The following is a 24,075-nucleotide window of genomic DNA, read 5'->3' as shown; positions in this document are numbered from 1 at the left end:
CATCTACTCCGTACGTGGGCGTCAGGACTCGGTGCCGTCGAGGGCCAGCCGGATCAGGGTGTCGGTGTCCATCTCGTCGAGGTCGACCTCCGCCCCGTCCGGTTCGGCGGCGGGACCGTCGTCGGCGGTGAGACCGAGCAGCAGGTCCAGCAGTCCGGCCTCGCGGATGCGGGCGAGCGGGATGGTGGCCAGCGCCTGCCGTACCGCGGTCTCGGCCGGGTCGGCCGCCGGCCCGACGGGCGTGTCGGGCAGCAGGGTGGCGCGCAGGTGGCCGGCGAGCGCGGACGGGTCGGGGTGGTCGAAGACGAGCGTGGTGGGCAGGGACAGGCCGGTGGCCCGGTTGAGCCGGTTGCGCAGCTCGACCGCGGTCAGCGAGTCGAAGCCGAGGTCCTTGAAGGCCCGGTGGGGCTTGACCCGTTCCGGGCCGCCGTGGCCGAGGACGGCGGCGGCCTCGGCGCGGACCAGGTCGGTGAGCCGGCGGTCCTGGTCCTCGCCGGTCAGGTCGCGCAGCCGCTCGCGCAGCGCCGCGCCACCGTCGGCGGGCGCCTCGGCGGCGTCCCGCACCGCCTGCCGGGCCTCGGGCAGGTCGGCCAGGAACGGCCGGGGCCGGGTCGACGCGTACGCCGGGGCGAACGTCGCCCAGTCCACGTCGGCAACGGTCAGCGTGGGTCCGCCCCGGCCGACGGCGACGCGCATGGCGTGCACCGCGTCGGCGGGGGCCATGACCCGCAGGCCGCGCCGGGCCAGTTCCCGCTGGGCGTCGTCGGTGGCCATGCCGCCGTCGGCCCACGGTCCCCAGGCCACCGAGGTGGCGGCGAGGCCGCGCGCGTGCCGCCGCTCGGCCAGCGCGTCGAGGTAGGCGTTGCCGGCGGCGTAGCCGGCCTGTCCGCCGCTGCCCCAGACGCCGGCGATGGAGGCGAACAGCACGAACGCGTCGAGCGGACGGTCGCCGAGCAGCTCGTCCAGGTGGGCCGCGCCGGCGGTCTTGCCGGCCGACACGGCGGCCAGCCGGTCCAGGTCGGTGTCGAGCAGCGGGGCGACGTCGTTGAGGCCGGCGGCGTGCACCACGGCGGTCAGCGGCGCCGGGTCGGCGTCGAGGCGGGCGAGCAGCGCAGCGACGGCGTCCCGGTCGGCCACGTCGCAGGCGGCGACGGTGACGCGGACGCCGAGAGCGGTCAGCTCGTCGCGCAGCGCGGCCGCGCCGGGCGCCGCCTCGCCCCGGCGGCCGGTGAGCACCAGGTGTGCGGCGCCGTGGCCGGCGGCCCAGCGGGCGACGTGGGCGCCGAGTGCGCCGGTGCCGCCGGTGACGAGCACCGTGCCGGAGGGCTGCCACCGCTCGGCGGCGTCGCGCGCGGCGGGGGCGGCCCGCACGAGCCGGCGCGCGTACAGGCCGGCGGGGCGCAGGGCGAGCTGGTCCTCGTCACCGGCGGCGGTGAGGGCGGCGGCGAGGCGGGTCGGGTCGGTGTCGCCGTCGGGCAGGTCGAGCAGGGTGACCCGCAGCCGGGGCAGTTCCAGCCCGGCGACGCGGGCCAGGCCCCACAGGGCGCCCTGGCCGGCGCTGCGGACCGGGTCGTCGCCGCCGGTCGCGACGGCGCCCCGGGTGAGGCACCACAGCGGGGGCGTCTCGCCGGTGTCGTGCAGCGCCTGGACCAGCAGCAGCGTCGCGGCGGTGCCGGCGGGCAGCGACGGGTGCTCCGGGTGGGGCTCGTCGCGCAGGCCGAGCAGGGAGACCACGCCGGCGACCGGCCCGTCGGCGAGGGCCTTGCCGAGTGCGGCGGCGAGGTCGGCGCGGGTGGTGGTGGCCGGGTCGACGGTGACGCGCCGCAGCTCGGCGCCGGCCAGCGCGGCGCCGACGTGCGCGGCGGCGGGCTCGCCGTCCGGGGTGACCAGCAGCCAGGCGCCGTCGGCCGCCGACGGTCCGTCGAGGTCGATCCGGCGCCACTCGACCTGGTACGACCAGCGGTCGGCCCCGGTGCGGCGGGTGCGGGACCGGCGCCAGGTGGTGAGCGCGGGCAGGGCGGGAGTGAGCGTGTCCAGGTCGTCGTCGCCGAGGTGGCCGGCGAGCGCGGTCAGGTCGCCGCTCTCCACGGCGGCCCAGAACTCGGCGTCGGAGGCGTCGGTGCGGGTGGGGTTGTCGGGCCAGAACCGTTCGTGCTGGAAGGCGTAGGTGGGCAGGTCGACGCGGGTGGCGTCGGTGCCGGCGAACCACGGCGTCCAGTCCACGGTGACGCCGTGCACGTGCAGGTCGGCCAGCCCGGCCAGCAGCGCGCCGGTCTCGTCCCGGTCCCGGCGTTGCACGGCGACCGCTCGCCCGTCGCCCTCGGGCAGGATCTCGACGGTCAGCGCCGTGAGCACACTCTGCGGCCCGATCTCCAGGAACGTGTCCACCCCGGCGTCGCGCAGCGCGGCCACCCCGTCCGCGAAGCGGACCGCCTGACGCACGTGTCGCACCCAGTAGTCCGGGTCCGTCAACTCCCCCGCATCGGCGACCGCACCGGTCACGTTGGACACCACCGGCAGCAGTGGCGCGGCGAACGTCAACCCGTCGAGGATCGTCCGGAACTCGGCGAGCATCGGTTCCATCAGGGGACTGTGGAAGGCGTGCGACACCGTCAGCGCGCGGGTCCGCACACCCCGGTCCCGCCAGGAGCGTTCGATCTCGTCGAGCGCCCCGGCCGGCCCGGAGATCACGATCGACGTCGGGCCGTTGACCGCCGCGATTCCGACGTCCGTGCGGCCGGCGATCGAGTCGGCCACCTCGGACTCCGGTGCGGCCACGGCCAGCATCCCACCGCCGGCCGGCAACGCCTGCATCAGGCGACCCCGCGCCGCCACCAACGCACACGCGTCCGACAGCGACAACACCCCCGCCACGAACGCGGCCGTGACCTCACCGATCGAGTGACCACCCACGAAGTCCGGCGTCACCCCGAACGACTCCACCAGCCGGAACAGGGCCACCTCGACCGCGAACAACCCCGCCTGGGTGAACTCGGTCCGGTCCAGCAGGGTCGCCTCGGCCGAGCCCGGCTCCGCGAACAGCACGTCGCGCAGCGGCCGGGACAGCATCCCGTCCAGGTGATCGGCGACCTCGTCCAGTGCGGCGGCGAACACCGGGAACGCCGCGTACAACTCCCGGCCCATCCCGGCGCGCTGCGCGCCCTGACCGGAGAACAGCAGCGCCAGGTGGCCGCGCGGTTGCGCGGTACCGGTGATCGCCGCGCCGGTGGTGGTGCCGGCGGCGAGCGCGCGCAGCGCGGTGAGCAGCTCGTCCCGGTCGCCGGCGGCCAGGACGGCCCGGTGGTCCAGCGGCGGGCGGGTGGTGAGCGCGGACCAGCCGACGTCGGCGGGGCGGGGTGTCCCGTCGGCGGCGAGCCAGGTCGCCCACCGGTGGGCCTGCGCGGCGAGCCCGGCGTCGGTACGCGCCGACAGCAGCACCGGCAGCACCGCCGGCCCGCCGGGACGGCCGTCGGCGGCGTCGCCGGTCGCGACCGGGTGATCGGCGTCGGCGGGCTGTTCCAGGACGACGTGGGCGTTGGTGCCGGAGATGCCGAACGAGGACACCGCCGCCCGGCGCGGCCGGTCCTGGTCGGGCCAGGGCGTCGGGGCCGTGGCCAGGGTGACCGCCCCGGCGGTCCAGTCGATGTGCGGGGACGGTTCGTCCACGTGCAGCGTCGGTGGCACGATGCCGTGCCGCATGGCGAGAACCATCTTGATGACGCCGGCGACGCCGGCGGCGGCCTGGGTGTGCCCGATGTTCGACTTGACCGAGCCCAGGAGCAGAGGGGTGTCCCGGTCCTGCCCGTAGGTCGCGAGGACCGCCTGAGCCTCGATCGGGTCGCCGAGGGTGGTGCCGGTGCCGTGCGCCTCGACGACGTCCACCTCGGACGGCGACAGCCGCGCGTTGGCCAGGGCCTGGCGGATGACCCGTTGCTGGGACGGTCCGTTGGGGGCGGTGAGGCCGTTCGACGCGCCGTCCTGGTTGACGGCGGTGCCGCGTACCACGGCGAGGACGCGGTGACCGCGGCGGCGGGCGTCGCTGAGGCGCTCGACCAGCAGCATCCCGACGCCCTCGCCCCAGCTGGTGCCGTCGGCGCCGGCGGCGAAGGACTTGCACCGCCCGTCGGGGGCGAGTCCGCGTTGCCGGGAGAACCCGACGAACGCGCTGGGCGTGGCCATCACGGTGACGCCGCCCGCGAGGGCGAGGTCGCACTCCCCCGCCCGCAGCGCCTGGCCGGCCAGGTGCAGCGCGACCAGCGACGAGGAGCAGGCGGTGTCGACGGTGACGGCCGGGCCTTCCAGCCCGAACACGTACGCGACGCGGCCGGAGGCGACGCTGCCGGCGGTGCCGTTGACCAGGTAGCCCTCCAGTTCGGCGGAGGCGTCGAGCCGGCCGGCGTAGTCGTGGTGGATGAGGCCGGCGAAGACGCCGGTGGTCGTGGTGCGGTCGTGCGGGTCGAGGCCGGCGGACTCGAACGCCTCCCACGAGGTTTCCAGCAGCAGCCGTTGCTGCGGGTCCATGGCGAGCGCCTCGCGGGGGCTGATGCCGAAGAAGGCCGGGTCGAAGTCGGCGGCGCCGGGCAGGAATCCGCCGTGGCGGGTGCTGGAGGTGCCGGCGCGGTCGGCGTCCGGGTCGTAGAGCGCGTCGAGGTCCCAGCCCCGGTCGGCGGGGAACTCGGCGATCCCGTCGCCGCCGCTGGACACGAGGTGCCACAGCTGGTCCGGGTTGGTGACCCCGCCGGGCAGCCGGCAGGCCATGCCGATGATGGCGATGGGGTCGTCGTCGTCGGTGACGGCGCGGGTGGCGGTGGTGGTGTCGCCGGCCGGGTCGTGGCCGAGGTGCTCGTGCAGGTGGTCGGCGAGGCGTTCCGGGGTCGGGTAGTCGAAGACGAGCGTGGCGGGCAGCCGCAGCCCGGTGGCGGCGGCGAGCCGGTTGCGCAGCTCGACCGAGGTCAGCGAGTCGAAGCCCAGTTCCTTGAAGGCGCGGACGGCGGGCACCGCCTGCGCCGACGGGTGGCCCAGCACCGCGGCGGCCTGCGCGCGCACCAGGTCGACCAGGCGCTCCCGGGCCTCGTCCGGGGTGAGCCCGGCGAGCCGTTCGACCCAGCCGGTGGCGGTCCCGTCGCCGGTGCGGGCCTGTCGGCGTCCGCCGGTGGGGGCCAGCAGCCGCAGCATCGGGGGGAGCTGCGCGGGGTCGCCGGTGATCCGGAGCCGCGCGGCGACCCCGGTCGGCGGCGCGGCGGCGGTGACGGCGTCGAGCAGTGCGGTGCCTTCGGTGGCGGTCAGCCCGGTCATGCCGATCCGGCCGAGCCGCGTGCGGTCGTCGGCGTCGAGCCGCCCGGCCATGCCGCCGTCGGTGGCCCACATGCCCCAGGCGATGCTGGTGGCGGGCAGTCCGTGGGCGCGGCGGTGGGTGGCGAGGGCGTCGAGGAACGCGTTGGCGGCGGCGTAGTTGCCCTGCCCGGGTGAGCCGAGCGTGGCCGCGATCGAGGAGAACAGCACGAACGCGGCCAGGTCCCGGTCGGCGGTGGCCTGGTGCAGCGCCCAGGCGGCGTCCACCTTGGGCCGCATCACCCGCGCCACGGACTCGGCGTCCAGCGACGCGACCGTGGCGTCGTCGAGCACTCCGGCGCAGTGGTGGACGGCGGTCAGGTCGACGCCGTCCAGCAGCCGGGCGACCTGCGCGGTGTCCGACACGTCGACGGCGGCGGTCCGCACGGTCGCGCCGGCCGCCGTCAGGTCGTCGACCAGCGCGGTGTACGCCGGGTCGTCGGCCGGGGCGCGGCGTGCGGCCAGGAGCAGGTTGCGGGACTGCCCGGTGGCCACGAGGTGCCGGGCGACGACGCCGGCCAGCGCGCCGGAGGCGCCGGTGACCAGCGTGACCCGCTCCGGGTCGACGGCGGCCGGAACGGTCAACACCACCTTGCCCACATGCCGGGCCTGACTGATGTGCCGCAACGCGGTCCGCGCCTGCCGCACGTCCCACGCCCGCACCGGCAACGGCCGCAACGCCCCACGCTCGAACAGGTCGAGCAGCTCCGCCAGCATCCGCCCGATCCGCCCACCACCGGCCTCGTTCAAATCGAACGACCGGTAGGCGACGCCCGGATAATCCCGAGCCACCACCTCGGGGTCCCGCAGGTCCGTCTTACCCATCTCCACGAACCGGCCGCCGCGCGGCAACAACCGCAACGACGCGTCCACGAACTCCCCCGCCAGCGCGTCCAACACCACGTCCACGCCGGCGCCGTCGGACGCGGCCAGGAACGCGGCCTCGAACTCCGTGGTCCGCGATGATGCGATTCGGTTCTGCTCGACGCCCAACCCACGCAGCGTGTCCCACTTGCCGGGGCTCGCCGTCGCATACACCGTCGCACCCAGATGGTGGGCGATCTGGACCGCGGCCATCCCGACCCCACCGGCACCCGAATGGATGAGCACCGACTCACCGGCCCGCAGGTCGGCCAGGTCCCGCAACGCGTACCAGGCGGTCAGGAACACCACCGGCACCGACGCGGCCTCGACGAACGACCAGCCCTCCGGCATCCGCGCCACCCGGTCCCGCCGCGCCACCACCTGCGGACCGAAACCCGGCTCGAACAACCCGAACACCCGATCACCCGGCACCAGACCGGTCACGCCCGGCCCGATTTCCAGGACCACCCCGGCGCCCTCACTACCCATCACGGCAGCCGGATCCGGATACATCCCCAACGCGATCAACACGTCCCGGAAGTTCACCCCCGCCGCCCGCACCGCCACCCGCACCTCACCCGCGGCGAGCGCCTCCGGGACGGCCGGCACGATCTCGACGCCGTCGAGCGTGCCGGGGTGCGCGGCCGCGACGTGCCAGGCGCCGGCCGCCGGTGGCGCCAGCTCGCTGCCGGCCGGACGCGCCAACCGGGGTACGCACACCCGGTCGCCGCGCAGCGCGAGCTGACCGCCCACGGTGGACGGCATGTCGGCGACGGTCGCCAGCACGCCGAGCGCGCGTCGGTCGAGGGCGGAGTCGACGTCGGCGAGCACGATCCGGTCGGGGTGCTCGGACTGGGCGGAGCGCAGCAGTCCCCAGACGGCCGCGCCGGCCGGGTCGGCGGCGCGGTCGTCGTCGCCGGTCGTGACCGCGTCCCGGGTCACCACCACGAGCCGGGAGTCGCGCAGTTCGTCGGCGGCCAGCCACGCCTGCACGGTCGCCAGCACCGCCGTCGTCACCGCCCGCACCCGCCCGGGCAGGTCGCCACGGCCCGAGCCGCGCCGATCGTCGCCGGCCGGGCCCGACACGCCGGCTTCGGCCGAGCCCGACAGGTCGCCGCCGGCCGGACCTGAGACGCCGGCTGCGGCCGGGTCTGACACGTCGGCTAGGGCCGAGCCCGACAGGTCGGCCGCGCCGGCCACGTCGTCGGCCGCGCCGACCCAGCCGACGGGTCCGACGGGCAGCAGCACCGCGTCGGGCGCCGGCGCGCCGTCGGCGACGGCCGCCACCAGCCCGGCCACGTCCGGGAACCGCGCGGGCACGGCCGTGTCGAACCATCCACCCGGCAACGGCGCCGGCGCATTCGGGCGGGCCTTCCCGCGTCCCGCGCCCCGACCGGCCGCGCGGCGGGTCCGGCCGTCCGGCGCGGGCGCGGCGTCGCGCGGCAGCGCGGCGGTCAGCACCGTCCACGTCACCTCGCGGTCGGCCGGGTCGATCTCCTCGGCCGGCCAGGTCACCACGAACCGGGAACGCGCGGCCGCGTCCGGTGCGGGGGCGCCGGCCAGTTCCCGCAGGACCAGCGCGTCGACCGACACCACCGGCGCGCCCGTCTCGTCGGCCGCGACCAGCCGGACACCGGAGCCGGTACGGGTCAACCGGACCCGCAGCAGCCGGGCGCCGGCGGCGTGCACCTGGACGCCCTCGAACGCGAACGGCACGCGCGGGCCGCCGCCGTCGGCGGGAAGCAGCAACCCGATCGGGTGCAGCGCGGCGTCCAGCAGCGCCGGGTGCACCGCGAACCCGTCCACCGCCGCGTCGGTGAGCGCCACCTCGGCGTAGACCTGGTCCGGGCCGGTCCACACCCGGCGCAGGCCCCGGAACGTCGGCCCGTACGTCAGGCCGTGGCCGACCAGCACGTCGTAGAACCCGGTCAGGTCGGTCTCGGTGACGCCGGCCGGCGGCCAGGCGGTCAGGCCCGGCTCCTCGGCGGCGGCCGGTTCCAGCACCGCCTCGGCGTGGCGCACCCACTGCGCGTCGGTGTCGTCGTCCGGTTGGGCGTACACGGCGGCGTCCCGGTTGCCGGCCTCGTCGGCCGCGCCGACGCGCACCTGCACGCGGACGCCGCCGGTGGCGGGCAGCGCGAGCGGCGCGGTGACGGTCAGGTCGCGTACCCGGGGGGCGCCGGCCTCGTCGCCGGCGCGCACCACCAGCTCGACCAGCGCGGTGCCCGGCACCAGGACGGAGCCGCCGACGACGTGGTCGGCCAGCCAGGGCTGCGCGGCCAGCGCGAGGCGGCCGGTCAGCACCAGCTCGTCCGCGCCGGCCAGCCGCACCGCCGCGCCGAGCAGCGGGTGCCCGGGCGCGGCCAGTCCGGCGCCGGACAGGTCGCCGGTGCGCCAGGTGGCGGCGTCGGGCCAGTACCGTCGACGCTGGAACGGGTAGGTGGGCAGGTCGAGCGGCACGCCGCCGCCGGTCAGCGCGGTCCAGTCCACCGGCGTTCCCGCGGCGTACACCTCGGCGAGGGCGGTGAGCAGCGCGGACGCCTCGGTGCGTCCGGCGCGCAGGGTCGGCACGACCACCGGAGCCGGGTCGTCGCCGAGGCAGTCCCGGACCATCCCGGAGAGCACCGAGTCCGGCCCGACCTCCAGGTAGGTGCCGACGTGGCGCTCCCGCAGGTGGCTGATGCCGTCGGCGAAGCGGACCGCCTCGCGGACGTGCCGCACCCAGTGGTCGGGGTCGCGCAGCTCGTCCGGTTCGGCGATCCGGCCGGTCAGGTTCGACAGCACCGGCAGGCGCGGCGCGTCGAGGGTGAGGCCGTCGACGACGGCCCGGAAGTCGTCCAGCATCGGCGCCATCAGCGGGCTGTGGAAGGCGTGGCTGACGGTCAGCCGGCGGACCCGCACACCGCGTTCCCGCCAGGCCCGCTCCACCTCCGCCAGGGCGTCACCGGCCCCGGAGACCACCACCGACGCCGGGCCGTTGACCGCGGCGATCCCGACGTCCGCGCGGCCCGCGACGGCAGCGGCGACCTCGGACTCGGGCGCGGCGACGGCGAGCATCCCGCCGCCGTCGGGCAGCGCCTGCATGAGCCGGCCCCGCGCGGCGACCAGGGCGGCGGCGTCGGGCAGGGAGAGCACCCCGGCGACGTGCGCGGCGGTGATCTCGCCGATCGAGTGGCCGCCGACCACGTCGGGGGTGACGCCGAACGACTCGACCAGGCGGTACAGCGCCACCTCGACGGCGAAGAGCGCGGGCTGGGTGAACTCGGTACGGTCCAGCAGCGCGGCTTCCGGCGCGCCCTCGGGCGCGAAGAGCACCGGCCGCAGCGGCCGGGGCAGCAGCGGGTCGAGGTGGTCGCAGACCTCGTCCAGCGCGGCGGCGAAGACGGGGAACGCCTCGTACGCCTCGCGGCCCGTGCCGGGGCGCTGCGCGCCCTGGCCGGAGAAGAGGACGGCGAGCCGGCCGGTGCGGGTGGCGCCGCGCACCACGGCGGAGGACGGCTCATCGGCGGCGACGGCGGTCAGGCCGGCGAGCAGGCCCGTCCGGTCGCGGGGCAGCAGCACGGCCCGGTGTTCGAACGCGGACCGTGCGGTGGCGAGGGCGTGGCCGAGGTCGGCCAGCGGGACCGCCGGGTTCGCCTCGACCCAGGCGGCCAGCCGGCCGGCCTGGGCGCGCAGCGCGTCCGGGGTGCGGGCGGAGAGCACGCACGGAACGCCGAGGTCGCCGGGGGTGGGCGCGGCCGGGGCGGGGGCGGGTTCGGGCGCCTGTTCCAGGACGGCGTGCACGTTGGTGCCGGAGATGCCGAACGACGACACGGCGGCGCGGCGGGGCCGGTCCACGGCGGGCCAGGGCTGCGCCCGGTTCGCCAGGGTGATCGCGCCGGCGGTCCAGTCGACGTGCGGGGACGGCTCGTCGGCGTGCAGCGTCGGCGGGACCAGGCCGTGCCGCATGGCCAGGACCATCTTGATCACGCCGGCGACGCCGGCGGCGGCCTGGGTGTGCCCGATGTTCGACTTGACCGAGCCGAGCAGCAGCGGGGTCTCCCGGTCCTGGCCGTACGTGGCCAGCAGCGCCTGCGCCTCGATCGGGTCGCCGAGGGCGGTGCCGGTGCCATGCGCCTCGACCACGTCCACGTCGGAGGGGTCGAGGCGGGCGTTCGCCAGGGCCTGGCGGATGACCCGCTGCTGGGACGGCCCGTTGGGGGCGGTGAGGCCGCTGCTCGCGCCGTCCTGGTTGACGGCGCTGCCGCGCAGCACGGCGAGGATCCGGCGGCCGTCGCGTTGCGCGTCGGAGAGGCGTTGCAGCAGCAGCATGCCGACGCCCTCGGCGAAGCCGGTGCCGTCGGCGCCGGCGCCGAACGCCTTGCACCGCCCGTCCGGGGACAGGCCGCGTTGGCGGGAGAACTCGGCGAGCATGCCGGGGGTGGACATGACGGTGACTCCGCCGGCCAGCGCGAGCCCGCACTCCTGCTGGCGCAGCGCCTGGGCGGCGAGGTGCAGCGCGACCAGCGACGAGGAGCAGGCGGTGTCGACGGTGACGGCCGGGCCCTCCAGGCCGAGCAGGTAGGAGATGCGGCCGGAGGCGACGCTGCCGGCGCTGCCGTTGCCGACGTACCCGTCGAGGTCATCGCCGGCGCCGACGGCGGCGCCGGCGTAGTCGTGGTAGATCAGTCCGACGTAGACGCCGGTGGCGCTGCCCCGGACGGTGAGGGGGTCGACGCCGGCGCGTTCCAGCGCCTCCCACGACGTCTCCAGCAGCAGCCGCTGCTGCGGGTCCATGGCGAGCGCCTCGCGCGGGTTGATGCCGAAGAAGGCAGCGTCGAAGTCGGCGGCGTCGTAGAGGAAACCGCCGTGGCGGGGCGCCGGCCGGTCGGCGTCGTCGCCGAGGACGCTGAGGTCCCAGCCGCGGTCGGTGGGGAACGGCGCGATGACGTCGGCGCCGGCGGTGACCAGGTCCCACAGGTCCTCGGGGGTGCGGACGTCGCCGGGGAAGCGGCAGGCCATGCCGACGACGGCGATCGGCTCGTCGACGGCGGTGGTCACGCCGGACACGGGCGTGGCGGCCGGCGCGGCCGACCCGCCGATCTCCCGGTCGAGGTGGTCGGCGAGCACGACGGGGGTGGGGTGGTCGAACGCGACGGTGGCGGGCAGCCGCAGCCCGGTGGCGGCGGCGAGCCGGTTGCGCAGTTCGACCGAGGTGAGCGAGTCGAAGCCGAGTTCCCGGAACGGGCGCTGCGGGTCGACGCCGTCGGCGCCGCGGTGTCCGAGCACCGCGGCCGCCGCGGCGGTGACCAGGTCGAGGAGGTGGCCGCGCCGGGCGCCCGGGCTGAGCGCCGCGAGCCGGTCGGCCAGCGACAGGTCCCCTCCGGTACGCGCGGCGGCCCGCCGCCGGGCGGGGCGGATCAGGTCGCGCAGCAGCGCGGGTACGCGGGCCGGGTCGGGGCTGGTCGGCACCTTCATCAGGACGACGTGTGCGCCGCCGTGGCGGCCGGCCGCGTCGAGCAGGGCCAGGCCTTCGGTGTCGGTGAGCGGGGCGCTGCCGGCGCGGATGGCGCGGCGGTGCTCGCCGTCGGCGAGGTGCGCGGTCATCGCGCTGGTGGTGGCCCAGAGTCCCCAGGCGAGGCTGGCCGCCGGCAGTCCGTGGGCGCGGCGGTGGGTGGCGAGGGCGTCGAGGAACGCGTTGGCGGCGGCGTAGTTGCCCTGCCCGGGTGAGCCGAGCGTGGCCGCGATCGAGGAGAACAGCACGAACGCGGTCAGGTCCCGGTCGGCGGTGGCCTGGTGCAGGGCCCAGGCGGCGTCCACCTTGGGCCGCATCACCCGGTCGAGCGCGTCGTCGTCGAGTCCGGTGATGGTGGCGTCGGCGATGGCGCCGGCGCAGTGGTAGACGGCGGTGAGGTCCGCCCCGGCGACCAGGTCGACGACGCGTACCGGGTCGCAGAGGTCCACCGCGACGGCCCGTACGGTCGCTCCGGCCGTGGTCAGCTCGTCGATCAGCGCGGCGTAGGCCGGGTCGTCGGCGGGGGCGCGGCGGGCGGCCAGGAGCAGGTTGCGGGACTGTCCGGTGGTGACCAGGTGTCGGGCGACCAGGCCGGCGAGGGTGCCGCTGGCGCCGGTGACCAGTGTGACGCGGTCCGGGTCGGCGGTGGCGGGGACGGTGAGCACGACCTTGCCGACGTGGCGGGCCTGGCTGATGTGCCGCAGCGCGGTGCGCGCCTGCCGGACGTCCCAGGTGCGGGTGGGCAGCGGTCGCAGCGCTTCCCGCTCGAACAGTTCCAGGAGTTCGGTGAGCATCTGCCCGAGGCGCTCGCCGCCGGCGGAGTTGAGTTCGAACGCCCGGTAGGTGACGCCGGGGTGCTGGGCCGCGACGAGGTCGGGGTCGCGGACGTCGGTCTTGCCCATCTCGACGAACCGGCCGCCGCGCGGCAACAACCGCAACGACGCGTCCACGAACTCCCCCGCCAGGGCGTCCAACACCACGTCCACGCCGGCGCCGTCGGACTCCGCCAGGAAGGTCCGCTCGAACTCGGTGGTCCGCGACGACGCGATCCGCTCCTGCTCGACGCCCAACCCACGCAGCGTGTCCCACTTGCCAGGACTCGCCGTCGCATACACCTGCGCACCCAGATGACGGGCGATCTGGATCGCCGCCATCCCCACCCCACCGGCACCCGAATGGATGAGCACCGACTCACCGGCCCGCAGACCGGCCAGATCCCGCAACGCGTACCACGCCGTCAGGAACACCACCGGCACCGACGCCGCCTCGACGAACGACCAGCCCTCCGGCATCCGCGCCACCCGGTCCCGCCGCGCCACCACCTGCGGACCGAAACCCGGCTCGAACAACCCGAACACCCGATCACCCGGCACCAGACCCGACACACCCGGCCCGACCTCCAGGACCACCCCCGCGCCCTCACTACCCATCACCGCAGCCGGATCCGGATACATCCCCAACGCGATCAACACGTCCCGGAAGTTCACCCCCGCCGCCCGCACCGCCACCCGCACCTCACCGGCGGCCAGCGCGGGCGCGTCGGAGGTGCGCACGTCGACGCCGTCGATGGTGCCGGGGTCGACGGCGGCCACGTGCCAGGCGCCGGCCGGCGGGACGAGCCGGTCCCCGGCCGGGCGGACGACGCGGGGTGCCAGGACGTCGCCGTCGCGCAGCGCGAGTTGCCCGCCGGCCGCGGCGAGCGGGGCGAGCGTGTCGGGGTCGGCGTCCCGGTCGAGGTCGACCAGCACGATCCGGTCCGGGTGCTCGGACTGTGCCGAACGCAGCAGCCCCCACACGGCGGCGCCGGCCAGGTCGGTGACGTCCTCCTCGTCGCGGGCCGCCACCGCGCCCCGGGTCGCCACCACCAGGCGTGAGTCCGCGAGGGTGTCGGCGGCCAGCCAGTCCCGCACGGTGGCCAGCACCGTCGACGTGACCGACCGGACCCGCGTCGGCAGGTCGGCGTCGTTCCCGGCCGGAACCGGGAGCAGCACCGCCTCGGGGGCCGGCGCGCCGGCCTCGACGGCCGCCGCCAGCGCGGTCACGTCAGGGTACGCGGCGGCGTGATCCCCCGCGCCCGTCGCGGAAGCCGAGCCGGCGGCATCCGGACCCGCCGCACCGGCGGTGACCGCCGTTCCGGCGTCGGTGCCCGTCGCATCGGTTCCGACTCCGACGAGCGTCACCCAGGACCGGGGTCCGCCGGTGCGCGGGAGGTCCCGGACCGACCAGGCGACCTCCAGGACGGACCGGTCGGCGGCGGTCGGACGGCCCGTGGCGTCACCCAGTTCCATGAGCACCAGGGAGTCCACCGAGACCACCGGCGCGCCGGTCTCGTCGGCCGCGACGAGCCGCACCGCCGAGCCGGTACGGCGCAACCGCACCCGCAGCACGGCCGCGCCGGCGGCGTGCACCTGCACGCCCTCGAACGTGAACGGCACGCGTGGCCCGGAGGTGGCGTCACCGCCGGGGAGCAGGCCGATCGGGTGCAGCGCGGCGTCGAGCAGCGCCGGGTGCACCTCGAACCGGCCGGCCCGCTCGGCCGGCCCGTCCGGCAGGGCCACCTCGGCGTAGACGGTGTCGTCGTCGGTCCAGGCCCGGCGCAGGCCCCGGAACGCGGGCCCGTAGGCCAGGCCGTGCCCGGCGAGGGTGTCGTACCAGCCGGTGAGGTCCACCTCGGTCGCGCCGGCGGGCGGCCAGGGGCCCGGCGTGGGCTCGTCGGCGGCGGCCGGCTCCAGCAGCCCTTCGGCGTGCCGGGTCCACCCGTCGTCGGTGTCGTCGGCGGGTTGGGCGTGGACGGTCACCGGGCGGGCGCCGGCGTCGTCGGGGGCGCCGACCCGCACCTGTACCCGCAGTCCGCCGGTGTCCGGCAGCGTGAGCGGGGTGACCAGCGTCAGTTCGCGCACCCGGGGGGCGCCGACCTCGTCGCCGGCCCGGACCACCAGCTCGACCAGCGCGGTGCCGGGCAGCAGCACGGCGCCGGCGACGGTGTGGTCGGCCAGCCACGGCTGGGCGGACAGCGCGAGCCGGCCGGTCAGGACCACCTCGTCGGCGTCGGCCAGTCGCACCGCCGCGCCGAGCAGCGGGTGCCCGGCGGCGCCGAGGCCGGCGCCGGTGACGTCACCACCGGCCGCCGTGCCGGGCTCGGGCCAGAAGCGTTCCCGCTGGAAGGCGTACGGGGGCAGGTCGACCCGGGTGGCGTCGGAGCCGGCGAACACGGCCGCCCAGTCGACGGGCACGCCGGCGGTGTGCAGGGCGCCGAGGGCGGTGAGCAGCTGGCGGGGGCCGTGTTCGTCGCGGCGCAACGATCCGACGACCACGCCGGGCGGGCCGGCGGGCGCCCGGTCGAGCGCGTCCTGCACCACGACCTTGAGCACCGGGTGCGGGCTGACCTCGACGAACACCCGGTGACCGGTGTCGATCAGCGCGTCCACGACCGGCGCGAGGCGGACCGGTTCCCGCAGGTTGCGGAACCAGTACTCGGCGTCGAGGTCGGCGGTGTCGATCGGTTCGCCGGTGACGGTGGAGTGGAACGCGATCCGGCTCGGACGGGGGTGGAGCGTGCCGATCGCGGCGGTGATGTCGTCGCGGACCGCGTCGACGTGGGCGCAGTGGGAGGCGTAGTCGACAGCGATGCGCCGGGCCCGCAGTTCCCGGTCGGCGCAGGCGGCGAGCAGGTCGTCGACGGCGTCCGCGTCACCGGAGACGACGGTGACGGCGGCGCCGTTGAGCGCGGCGACGCCGAGGCGGTCGCCCCAGGGGGCGATGAGGTCGGCGGTGTCGGCGGCGGAGAGCGGCACGGAGACCATCCCGCCCCGGCCGGTGAGGGCGAGCAGGCCCCGGCTGCGGGCCACCACGAGCCGCAGCGCGTCGGGCAGGGTGAGCGCGCCGGCCACGCAGGCGGCGGCGATCTCGCCCTGGGAGTGGCCGATCACGGCGTCGGGGCGTACGCCGCAGGAGCGCCACACCTCGGCGAGGGAGACCATCACGGTGAACAGCAGCGGTTGGACCACGTCGACCCGGTCCAGCGGTGGGGCGCCGGGGGCGCCGCGCAGCACGTCCTCGGGCGTCCAGTCGACGAGGTCGGCCAGTTCGGCGGCGCACTCGCGCATCCGGTCCCGGAAGACCGGGGAGCGGTCGAGCAGGTCGAGCGCCATGCCGGGCCACTGTGAGCCCTGGCCGGGGAAGACGAGGACGACCTTCGGCGTACCGTCGGCGGGCTGGGCCGGCGGCGTGGCGGCGGTGAGCGCGGCGAGCGCGGCGGCGCGGTCGGCGACGACGGTGACCTGCCGGTAGGGGTGGTGCGCGCGGCCGGTGGCGAGCGACCAGCCGAGGTCGGCCAGGTCGAGGTCGGGGTGCGCGGCGAGGTGCTCGTGCAGGCGCGCGGCCTGGGCCGGCAGGGCGCGGGCGGTGCGGGCGGAGACGAGCAGCGGCACCGCGTCGGCGCCGACCAGGCCTGGGCCGGTGGCGGGCGCGGGGTCGGCCGGTGCCGCGGTGGGGGCGGCCTCGATGACGGCGTGGGCGTTGGTGCCGGAGATGCCGAACGAGGAGACGGCGGCGCGGCGGGGCCGGTCGAGCGCGGGCCAGGGGGTGGGCGCGGTGACGAGGGTGACGGCGCCGGCGGTCCAGTCGACGTGCGGGGACGGCTCGTCGGCGTGCAGCGTCGCGGGGACGATCCCGTGCCGCATGGCGAGGACCATCTTGATCAGGCCGGCGACACCGGCGGCGGCCTGGGTGTGGCCGATGTTCGACTTGATCGAGCCGAGCAGCAGCGAGGTCTCCCGGTCCTGGCCGTACGTGGCGAGCAGCGCCTGCGCCTCGATCGGGTCACCGAGGGTGGTGCCGGTGCCGTGCGCCTCGACCACGTCCACCTCGGACGGCGACAGCCGCGCGTTGGCCAGGGCCTGCCGGATCACCCGCTGCTGCGACGGACCGTTCGGCGCGGTGAGCCCGTTGGACGCGCCGTCGGAGTTGACGGCGGTGCCGCGCACCACGGCGAGGATCCGGCGGCCCTCCCGCCGCGCGTCGGAGAGCCGCTGGACCAGCAGCAGACCGGCGCCCTCACCCCAGCCGGTGCCGTCGGCGGCGGCGCCGAACGCCTTGCACCGCCCGTCCGGGGCCAGCCCGCCCTGGCGGGAGAACTCGGAGAACATGCCGGGGGTGGCCATCAGCGCGACGCCACCGGCGAGCGCCATGTCGCACTCGCCGGAGCGCAGCGCCTGCGCGGCCAGGTGCAACGCGACCAGCGACGAGGAGCAGGCGGTGTCGACGGTGACGGCCGGACCTTCCAGGCCGAACGCGTAGGCGACCCGGCCGGAGGCGACGCTGCCGGCGGTGCCGGTGAGCAGGTGGCCTTCGAGGCCGTCGGCGCCGGTGGCGGCGTATCCGGAGGAGGCGGCGCCGACGAAGACGCCGGTGGCGGTGCCGGCGCGGGTGGTCGGGTCGAGGCCGGCGGACTCGAACGCCTCCCAGGACGTTTCCAGCAGCAGCCGTTGCTGCGGGTCCATGGCGAGGGCTTCGCGGGGGCTGATGCCGAAGAAGGCGGGGTCGAAGTCGCCGGCGTCGGCGAGGAATCCGCCGTGGCGGGTGGTGGAGGTGCCGGCCCGCTCGGCGTCCGGGTCGTAGAGCGCGTCGAGGTCCCAGCCCCGGTCGGTCGGGAAGCCGCCGATGGCGTCCGCGCCGGCGGCGACGAGGTCCCACAGCTGGTCCGGGGTGGAGATGCCGCCCGGGTAGCGGCAGGCCATGCCGATGACGGCGAGGGGTTCGTCGGTGCCGGCCGGGCCCGCCGCGCGGGCGGTCGACGCGGCGGGTTCGGCGGTGGCGAGCCGGGCGTGGAGGTGGTCGGCGACGCGGGCCGGGGTGGGGTGGTCGAAGACGAGTGTGGCGGGCAGCCGCAGCCCGGTGGCCGCGGCGAGCCGGTTGCGCAGCTCGACCGAGGTCAGCGAGTCGAAGCCCAGTTCCTTGAACGCGCGGGTTTCCGGCACGGCGTGGGCGCTCGGGTGGCCCAGCGCCGCGGCGGCCTGCGCGCGGACCAGGTCGACCAGGCGCTCGCGGGCCTCGTCCGGGGTGAGCGCGGCCAGCCGTTCGGCCCAGCCCGCCTCGCCGGTCGCCGTGTCCTGTGCCGTCCGGCGGGCGCCGGCGCGGGCCAGGCCGCGCAGGATCGCCGGGTAGCGGCCGGCGTCGCCGGTGAGCCGCAGCCGGGCCGCCGCGACGGCGGGCAGCGCGCGGCGGGTGGCGGCGTCGAGCAGGGCGGCGCCCTCGGTGGCGGTGAGCGGGGTCATGCCGAGGCGGCGCAGTCGCCGCGCGTCGTCCCGGTCGAGGTGGGCGGTCATCGCGCTGGTGGTGGCCCACATGCCCCAGGCGATGCTGGTGGCGGGCAGTCCGTGGGCGCGGCGGTGGGTGGCGAGGGCGTCGAGGAACGCGTTGGCGGCGGCGTAGTTGCCCTGCCCGGGTGAGCCGAGCGTGGCCGCGATCGAGGAGAACAGCACGAACGCGGTCAGGTCCCGGTCGGCGGTGGCCTGGTGCAGCGCCCAGGCGGCGTCCACCTTGGGCCGCATCACCCGCTCGAGCGCGGCGTCGTCGAGCCCGGCGACGGTGGCGTCGGCGACGATCCCGGCGCAGTGGTAGACGGCGGTCAGGTCGACGCCGTCCAGCAGGTCGGCCACGGCCGCCCGGTCCCCCACGTCCACGGCGACGGACCGCACCGACGCACCCGCGGCCGTTAGCTCGTCCACCAGGCTCGCGTAGGCCGGGTCGTCGGCCGGACCACGGCGGGCGGCGAGGAGCAGGTTGCGGGACTGCCCGGTGGCCACCAGGTGACGGGCGACGACGCCGGCCAGCGCGCCCGAGGCGCCGGTGACCAGCGTGACCCGCTCCGGGTCGACGGCGGCCGGAACGGTCAGCACCACCTTGCCCACATGCCGGGCCTGACTGATGTGCCGCAACGCGGTCCGCGCCTGCCGCACGTCCCACGCCCGCACCGGCAACGGCGACAGCGCGTCCCGCTCGAACAGGTCGAGCAGCTCCGCCAGCATCCGCCCGATCCGCTCCCCACCGGCCTCGTTCAGGTCGAACGACCGGTAGGCCACGCCGGGGTGCTGGGCCGCGACGAGGTCGGGGTCGCGGACGTCGGTCTTGCCCATCTCCACGAACCGGCCGCCGCGCGGCAGCAACCGCAGCGACGCGTCCACGAACTCCCCCGCCAGCGCGTCCAACACCACGTCCACGCCGGCGCCGTCGGACGCGGCCAGGAACGCGGCCTCGAACTCCGTGGTCCGCGACGATGCGATCCGCCCGTCCGCGACCCCCAGCCGGCGCAGCGTGTCCCACTTCCCCGGACTCGCCGTCGCGTACACCGTCGCACCCAGGTGGTGGGCGATCTGGATCGCCGCCATCCCCACCCCACCGGCACCGGAGTGGATGAGCACCGATTCACCGGCCCGCAGGTCGGCCAGGTCCCGCAACGCGTACCAGGCGGTCAGGAACACCAGCGGGACGGAGGCGGCCTCGGTGAACGACCAGCCGGCCGGGATCCGGGCCACCCGCTCGCGCGCGGCGAGCACCTGCGGGCCGAAGCCCGGTTCGAACATGCCCAGCACCCGGTCGCCCGGTGCCAGGTCGGTCACGTCCGGCCCGACGTCGAGGACCACGCCCGCGCCCTCGCTGCCCATCCGGGCGTCCGGGTCCGGATACATGCCGAGCGCGACCAGCACGTCGCGGAAGTTCACGCCGGTGGCCCGCACGGCGACGCGGACCTGCCCGGGCCCTGGCGCGGCGGGGGCGGCGGGCACCGGCGCGACGCCGTCGATCGTGCCGGGCGCGACCGGCGCGAGGTGCCAGAGGCCGTCCGGCGGCCGCAGCTCGTCGTCGGCCGGCCGACCCAACCGGGGTACGCGCACCGCGCCGCCGCGCAGCGCCACCTGACCGCCGGTCGGCGCGGGGTCGGCGACCACCCCGGCAAGCGCGGACAACGCCCCGGCGTCGACCTCGCCGTCGAGGTCGGCCAGCACGATCCGGCCCGGGTGCTCCGACTGCGCCGAGCGCAGCAGCCCCCACACCGCCGCGCCGGCGAGGTCGGTGACCCGGTCCTCCTCGTCCCCGGCGGCGACCGCGCCCCGGGTGAGCACCACCAGCCGCGTGTCGGCGAGCGCGTCGGCGGCCAGCCACTCCTGCACGGTGACCAGCACCGCCGCCGTCACCGCCCGGACCCGCTCCGGCAGCCCGGAGCCGTCCGGTCCGGCCGGACCGTCGACACCGGCCGGACCGCTCGGGTCGCCGGCGGCGTCCCCCGCGCCGGTGGGAGCCGGTCCGGTCGGAGCTGGTCCGGTCGGAGCCGGTGCAGAAGTGAGCGGCAGCAGCACCGCGTCGGGGGCCGGGGCGCCGGCGGCCACGGCGGCCACCAGCGCCGCCACGTCCGGATGGCCGGGCCGGGGCGCGGCGTCGAGCGGGTCGGAGCCGGGCGGGGTCAGCACCGCCCAGGTCGGCGGGGTGACCGGCGCGGTGACCTCCTCGACCGGCCAGGCCAGCGCGTACAGGGACCGGTCGGCCGCACCCGCCGCGGCGGTCCCGGTCAGCTCCCGCAGGGCCAGCGCGTCCACCGACACCACCGGCGCGCCGGCCGCGTCGACCGCGACCAGCCGCACCGACGAGCCGGCGCGGGTCAGCCGCACCCGCAGCACCGTCGCGCCGGCGGCGTGCAGCTGCACGCCCTCGAACGCGAACGGCACCCGGGGGCCGCCCCCGATGCCGGCGTCGAGCAGGCCGATCGGGTGCAGGGCCGCGTCGAGCAGCGCCGGGTGCGCCCCGAAGCCGGTCGGGTCGACGCCGTCGGGGAGCGTCACCTCGGCGTACGCGGCGTCCGGACCGGACCAGACCCGGCGGACCCCCCGGAACGCCGGCCCGTACGCCAGGCCGTGCGCGGCGAACGCGTCGTACCAGCCGGTCACGTCCACCTCGGACACCCCGGCCGGCGGCCACTCGCCGAGGGTCGGCCCGTCGGCGGCGGCGGGTTCCAGCACACCGTCGGCGTGCCGCACCCACTCGGCGTCCGGGTCGTCCTCGGGCTGAGCGTGCACGGTCACCGGCCGGGCGCCGGTGTCGTCGGCGGCGCCGACGCGCACCTGCACCCGTACCGCGTCGGTGGCGGTGAGGGTGAGTGGGGTGGCGACGGTGAGGTCCCGGATCCGGGCGGCCTCGACCTCGTCGCCGGCCCGGACGACCAGCTCCAGCAGCGCGGTGCCGGGCACCACCACGGCGTCGCCGACCACGTGGTCGGCCAGCCACGGGTGGGTGGCGACGGAGAGCCGGCCGGTGAGCACCACCTCGTCGTCGCCGGCGAGCCGGACGGCCGCGCCGAGCAGCGGGTGCCCGGCGACGCCGAGTCCCGCGCCGGACACGTCGCCGGCCTGCCAGGCCGGCGCGTCCGGCCAGAACCGCTGCCGCTGGAACGCGTAGGTGGGCAGGTCGACGGGGCGGGCGCCGGTGCCGTCGAACCAGGGCGTCCAGTCGACGTCTACGCCGTGCGTGTGCAGTTCGGCGAGTGCGGCCAGCAGCGCCTCGACCTCGGGCCGGTCGTGCCGCTGGGCGGCCACGGTGAGCCCGGCGTCGTCGTCGGCCAGCGCCTCGACGGTCAGCGCGGTCAGCACGCTGCGCGGGCCGATCTCCAGGAACGTGTCCGCGCCGGCCGCGCGCAGCGCGGTGACGCCGTCGGCGTAGCGGACGGCCTCGCGGACGTGCCGTACCCAGTAGTCGGGCGTGCGCAGGTCGTCGCCCTCGGCCAGGGCGCCGGTCAGGTTGGACACCACCGGCAGCGTCGGGGCGTGGAAGGTCAGCTTCGCCAGCACCGCGCGGAAGCGGTCCAGCATCGGTTCCATCAGCGGGCTGTGGAACGCGTGCGACACGGCCAGCCGCCGCACCCGTACGCCTCGGTCGGTCCACCGCCGGGCCAGGTCGTCCAGCGCCTCGGTGGCGCCGGAGACCACCACCGACGACGGGCCGTTGACCGCCGCGACGCCCACCCGGTCGGTGTGGTCGTCCAGGTCGGCGCGCACGTCCGCCTCGGTGGCGGCGACCGCGAGCATGCCGCCGCCGTCGGGCAGCGCCTGCATGAGCGCGCCGCGCGCGGCCACCAGCAGGCAGGCGTGTTCCAGCGACAGCACGCCGGCCAGGTGTGCGGCGGTGACCTCGCCGATCGAGTGGCCGGCCAGCAGGTCCGGGGTGACGCCGAACGACTCGACCAGCCGGAACAGCGCCACCTCGACCGCGAACAACCCGGCCTGGGTGAACGCGGTGCGGTCCAGCAGCGCGGCGTCGGCGGTGCCCGCGGCGGCGAACAGCACCTCCTTCAGCGGCCGGGGCAGCGCCCGGTCCAGGTGCCCGCACACCTCGTCCAGCGCGGCGGCGAACACCGGGAACGTCGCGTACAGCTCCCGACCCATCCCGGCGCGCTGCGCGCCCTGCCCGGAGAAGAGGACCGCGAGCGGACCCCGGTCGGTCGCCTCGCCGGTGACCAGCGCGCCGGACGGCTCGCCCGCGGCGAGCGCGCGCAGCGCGGCGCGCAACCCGTCGGTGCCGGTGACGGCGAGCACGGCCCGCCGGTCCAGGGTGGCCCGGGTGGTGACCGACGCGTACCCGACGTCCCGGGGTCGGGGCGCGGGCCCGGCGTCCAGCCAGGCGGCCCAGCGCTCGGCCTGGGCGGCGAGCGCGGCCGGGTGGGCGGCGGAGAGCAGGACCGGCACGACCGGCCGGTCCGCGGTGGCCGCCGGGGCGGGGGCGGGCTCGGCCGGCGGGGCCTCCTCGACGAGCAGGTGGGCGTTGGTGCCGCTCATGCCGAAGGAGGAGACGGCGGCCCGGCGGACCCGGTCGGGCTCGGCCGGCCACGGCTGCGCGTCGGTGAGCAGCGCGACGTCGCCGGTCGACCAGTCGACGTGCGGGGTCGGCTCGTCGGCGTGCAGGGTGGCCGGGAGCAGGCCGTGCCGCAGCGCGAGCACCATCTTGATCACGCCGGCGACGCCGGCGGCGGCCTGGGTGTGGCCGAGGTTGGACTTGAGGGAGCCGAGCCGCAGCGGTCGTCCGGCGGGCCGGTCCCGCCCGTACGTGGCGAGCAGCGCCTGCGCCTCGATCGGGTCGCCGAGCGTGGTGCCGGTGCCGTGCGCCTCGACCACGTCCACGTCGGCCGGGGTGAGGCCGGCGTTGGCCAGCGCCTGGCGGATGACCCGCTGCTGGGCCGGGCCGTTGGGCGCGGTCAGGCCGCTGCTGGCGCCGTCGGAGTTGACCGCGCTGCCCCGGATCACGGCCAGGACCGGGTGGCCGAGCCGCCGGGCGTCGCTGAGGCGTTCGACCATGACCAGGCCGACGCCCTCGGCCCAGCCGGTGCCGTCGGCGGCGGCGGAGAACGCCTTGCAGCGTCCGTCGGCGGCCAGCCCGCGTTGCCGGGAGAACTCGACGAAGCCGCCCGGGGTGGCCATCACGCTGGCGCCGCCGGCGACGGCCAGGGTGCACTCGCCGTCGCGCAGCGCCTGCCTGGCCAGGTGCAGGGCGACCAGCGACGACGAGCAGGCGGTGTCGATCGTGACGGCCGGCCCCTCCAGGCCGAACGTGTAGGCCAGCCGGCCGGAGATGACGCTGGCGGCGGTGCCGGTCAGCACGTACCCCTCGGCGCCCTCGGGCAGGCGGCGCAGCACCGACGCGTAGTCCTGGCCGGCGGTGCCCACGAACACCCCGGTGCGGCTGCCGCGCAGCGTGCCGACGTCGACGCCGGCCCGCTCGAACACCTCCCAGGTGGTCTCCAGCAGCAGCCGCTGCTGCGGGTCCATGGCCAGCGCCTCGCGCGGGCTGATGCCGAACACCGTGGGGTCGAAGTCACCCGCGTCGGCGAGGAATCCGCCCCGGTCGCTGTACGAGGTGCCGGGGTGGTCCGGGTCCGGGTCGTACAGCCTGGCCAGGTCCCAGCCGCGGTCGGTGGGGAACGGGCCGGTCGCGTCGGCGCCGCCGACGACCAGGTCCCAGAGCTGCTCCGGGGACGCGACTCCGCCGGGGAAGCGGCAGGCCATGCCGACCACGGCGATCGGTTCCGGTTCCTCCAGCTCGCGCAGGCGCCGGTGCGCCTGGCGGAGCTCGGTGGTCACCCACTTGAGATGTTCGAGGAGCTTCTCTTCGTCCGCCATGATCCACCCGCCCGAACTTGCTGCCGATCGATTCCGTCGAACACCGAGATGGCCGCCGGTGCGGCACACCGGTGACCGGGGACGGCCGACGGTGACGGGGGTACACCGGCACCCGGCCCGTCACCGTGCATGGACGCTACTGAGCGCTGAGCTGCGACCCCAACCCCTACGGACCCCTCATTCACCTCGCCGGCGGGGTGCCCGGCGTCGGTCGCGACGGTCCCGGCG

1 protein-coding gene is annotated in these 24,075 nt (G+C 76.9%); it reads right to left on the bottom strand.

What is annotated here, in order from left to right:
- Positions 1-21 precede the first annotated feature (21 nt).
- Positions 22-23,847: a type I polyketide synthase gene (locus ACN27B_RS24060; protein ID WP_422741581.1), complete on the bottom strand. Its 23,826-nt coding sequence runs from the start codon at positions 23,845-23,847 to the stop codon at positions 22-24.
- Positions 23,848-24,075 lie beyond the last annotated feature (228 nt).

It is taken from the genome of Micromonospora sp. WMMD754 (genome assembly GCF_049315235.1).
Classification (GTDB): Bacteria; Actinomycetota; Actinomycetes; order Mycobacteriales; family Micromonosporaceae; genus Micromonospora; species Micromonospora sediminicola.
The sequence above is the reverse complement of the archived record's forward strand: the minus strand, read 5'-3'. Positions and strand labels throughout refer to the sequence as shown.

Excerpts from the sequence above, each read along its gene's own strand:
- ACN27B_RS24060 (WP_422741581.1), bottom strand. The coding sequence starts at position 23,847 with ATGGCGGACGAAGAGAAGCTCCTCGAACATCTCAAGTGGGTGACCACC.